The following is a 390-nucleotide window of genomic DNA, read 5'->3' as shown; positions in this document are numbered from 1 at the left end:
AGTAGCATCGGGATCAAAAGAAGCAGTCAATGGTGGTCAGTTATTTACAACCAATACAAATGTAAGTACGGCACAAACGACAGCGAATAATGCCCTAACGAATGCTGCGACAGCAGATGGTAAAGCGGTAGCAGCACAAACGACAGCGAATAATGCCCTAGCGAATGCTGCAACAGCAGATGGCAAAGCGGTAGCAGCACAAACGACAGCAAATAGTGCCCTAACGGAAGCACAAAAAGGCTTGAACTTTACTGTAAATGGTACAACGCCAGCAGATAAAGTTGGACTTGGCGAAACTGTTAACTTTGCAAATGGCACAAATACTACAGCTGTTTATGATTCAGCGACAAATACTTATAAATATAATGTAGTTGACGCACCTACATTTGC

At 43.1% G+C, this 390-nt stretch carries 1 pseudogene; it reads left to right on the top strand.

The window, feature by feature from the left end:
• Positions 1–390 (top strand): annotated as a pseudogene (locus ACG94X_RS16810) (hypothetical protein); the annotation flags it as partial.

The sequence above is a fragment of the Acinetobacter psychrotolerans genome, assembly GCF_048552595.1.
Lineage (GTDB): Bacteria > Pseudomonadota > Gammaproteobacteria > Pseudomonadales > Moraxellaceae > Acinetobacter.
This window is presented reverse-complemented; position numbering and strand designations above follow the sequence as displayed.